The organism is Streptococcus sp. A34, assembly GCF_043674115.1.
Classification (GTDB): Bacteria; Bacillota; Bacilli; order Lactobacillales; family Streptococcaceae; genus Streptococcus; species Streptococcus suis_V.
Genome location: NZ_JBIMJM010000063.1, coordinates 1 through 2,599, shown reverse-complemented (window position 1 = coordinate 2,599; position 2,599 = coordinate 1). Strand labels below are relative to the sequence as shown.

At 38.9% G+C, this 2,599-nt stretch carries 3 protein-coding genes; 1 reads left to right on the top strand and 2 read right to left on the bottom strand.

Annotated elements, in window-relative coordinates; translation table 11 throughout:
• Nucleotides 1-114: 114 nt before the first annotated feature.
• Both ACHBGV_RS10185 and ACHBGV_RS10180 read right to left on the bottom strand, forming a co-directional pair.
• Nucleotides 115-381 (bottom strand): DUF2129 domain-containing protein, encoded by a 267-nt coding sequence (locus ACHBGV_RS10185; protein ID WP_394736270.1) that lies wholly within the window; start codon nucleotides 379-381, stop codon nucleotides 115-117.
• Between the two features lie 84 nt (nucleotides 382-465).
• Nucleotides 466-1,056 carry an ATP-dependent Clp protease proteolytic subunit gene (locus tag ACHBGV_RS10180; protein ID WP_105110524.1) on the bottom strand — a complete coding sequence of 197 codons (591 nt, stop codon included), beginning with the start codon at nucleotides 1,054-1,056 and terminating at the stop codon, nucleotides 466-468.
• Nucleotides 1,057-1,297: 241 nt separating this feature from the next.
• On the opposite strand from ACHBGV_RS10180, the gene ACHBGV_RS10175 reads away from it, so the two are divergent.
• Entirely contained in the window at nucleotides 1,298-2,533 is a 1,236-nt protein-coding gene (locus ACHBGV_RS10175) for an ISL3 family transposase (RefSeq protein WP_394736269.1), read from the top strand.
• Nucleotides 2,534-2,599: the final 66 nt, after the last annotated feature.

The window sequence follows — 2,599 nt, the reverse complement described above, 5'->3', positions numbered from 1 at the left end:
TTCTATACTGAGTTGGGGAATTCTAGTATATCAGACGAACATGTCTTTTTTGTTGCACTTCATTTTACAACGCGGGAAAAAAGTAAAAACAGGCCTGTTAGCCTGTTCAAATCTTTACAGTATTGTCTCTTCTTCTCGCCACAAATTACCTACAAAATTTTGGTCAATTTCTTTTATGTAAGAAGGAACTACTTTTTTGACAAACTTCTCTTTTTTGAGCTTGCTCATGACTTCCTCAGCTTTTTCTACATTAACATATAATATAACATAACGCAGGCGCTTCGAATGGTAAATCATGTCACCGTAGTGGTTGAGTTTTCTGGAATCCCGATTATAATGCAAATAAACAGTTAGGCTGGTGCGTTCTTTTTTCTCAAACATGGACTTCTCCTCAGACATTTCTATCTATAATTATACCCTTTTCCAAGGAAAATGAAAAGGACCAAATCCAGCCCTTTCCTTATTTTATTTAGTTTTGCTGTTATCCATGATTTGGTCAATGAAGCCGTATGCCAAGGTTTCTTCAGCGGTCATCCAGTAATCACGCTCCGCATCCTTGTGGATTTGCTTGACTGTTTTACCTGAATTGTCAGCCAAGATTTTTTCTAATTTATTACGGGTTTTAAGCAAGTGTTCTGCAGCAATTGCCATGTCGGTTTGTTGTGTACCGCCGCCAGTTCCACCCATTGGTTGGTGGATCATGTACTCGGCATTTGGCAACATGAAACGTTTGCCCTTGGCACCACTAGATGCAATGATGGTTCCCATAGATGCTGCTGTTCCCATAACAATTGTCTGGACGTCTGCCTTGATAAAGTTCATGGTATCCACGATAGCAAGACCTGCTGACACAGATCCACCTGGGGTATTGACATAGAGATAAATGTCTTTAGTCGGATCTTGCGCATCGAGGAAGAGCAATTGGGCAATGATAGAATTAGCCATATTGTCCTCCACCGGTCCTGTCAACATGACGATACGGTCCTTGAGCAAACGGGAATAAATATCATAAGAACGCTCACCACGACTGGTTTGTTCAATAACTACTGGAATCATAAGAATACTCCTTTTCGAGATAGATATGTGCCTATTATATACCAATAGTCAAAATTGGTCAAATATTTAACACAAAAAAAGAAACCAGCCGAGCTGATTTCTTTATCTACTTATTTTGGCTCTATAATTTCTGTAGTGGGTAAATCCACCATGGAAATTATGGAGCCTTTTTGAGTATAGAAAAAAAGTCCCATATGACCTATAATGAAAAGCAACCAAACTCACATTAGAAAGGGTTCATATGGAACAACTAAATCTTATCACAAATCTTCTCAGAATTAAAGACAAAAATATCACGATCACTGATGAATATGATATGGGAACTCACTTAGAACTCCACGGTCAATTGGATTATACAGCCCCTAAATGTCCCTCCTGCAAGGGACAAATGGCAAAATACGACTTCCAAAAACCCTCCAAAATTCCCTACCTAGAAACTGCTGGTTATCCCTTGCTTATCCGACTTAGAAAGCGTCGCTTCAAGTGTAAATCTTGCGGAAAAATAGCGGTCGCTGAAACTCCTCTTGTCAAGAAGAACCACCAAATCTCCGTCGCTGTTAACCAGAAAATCGCCCAGTTACTCATCGAAAATCAAGCAATGACACATATTGCACACAGGCTATCTATCTCAACATCATCAGTTAGTCGAAAGCTTAATGAGTTCAAGTTTGAAACAGATTGGAATACCTTACCTGAGGTGATGAGCTGGGATGAATATGGCTTTAAGAAGGGGAAGATGAGCTTTATCGCACAAGATTTCAACTCCCTAAACGTCATTACTATCCTTGACGGAAGAACTCAAGCAACCATCCGAAATCACTTTCTACGCTATCCTAGAAAGGTTAGAAATCTGGTCAAAGTAATTACCATGGATATGTTTAGTCCTTACTACAAATTGGCTAGACAGCTATTTCCAAACGCCAAGATTGTTCTGGATCGTTTTCACATTGTGCAGCACCTCAGCCGTGCTATGAACCGCGTTCGCATTCAAATCATGAATCAATTCGACAGAAAATCACAGGAATACCGAGCCTTGAAACGCTACTGGAAATTGATACAACAAGATAGCCGTAAACTCAGCGATAAACGATTTTATCGCCCTATGTTTCGAATGTATTTGACTAACAAGGAAATACTTGAAAAACTACTGACTTGTTCAGAGGAACTACGACAACACTATCAACTCTATCAGCTTCTCTTATTTCATTTCCAAGAGAAGAACTCAGACCATTTCTTTGACATAATTGAACAGGAACTAGCCACTGTTAATCCTATTTTCCAGACGGTATTTAAGACATTTCTAAAGGATAAAGACAAGGTTTTGAATGCCATGGAATTGCCTTATTCCAACGCCAAACTGGAAGCTACCAACAATCTCATCAAAGTCATTAAGAGAAATGCCTTTGGTTTCAGGAACTTTGAAAACTTTAAAAAACGCATTTTGATTGCTTTGAACATAAAGAAAGAGGCTCTATAATTTCTGTAGTGGGTAAATCCACTGTAGAGATTATGTAGCCTTTTTGAGTGTATACAAAAAATCCCA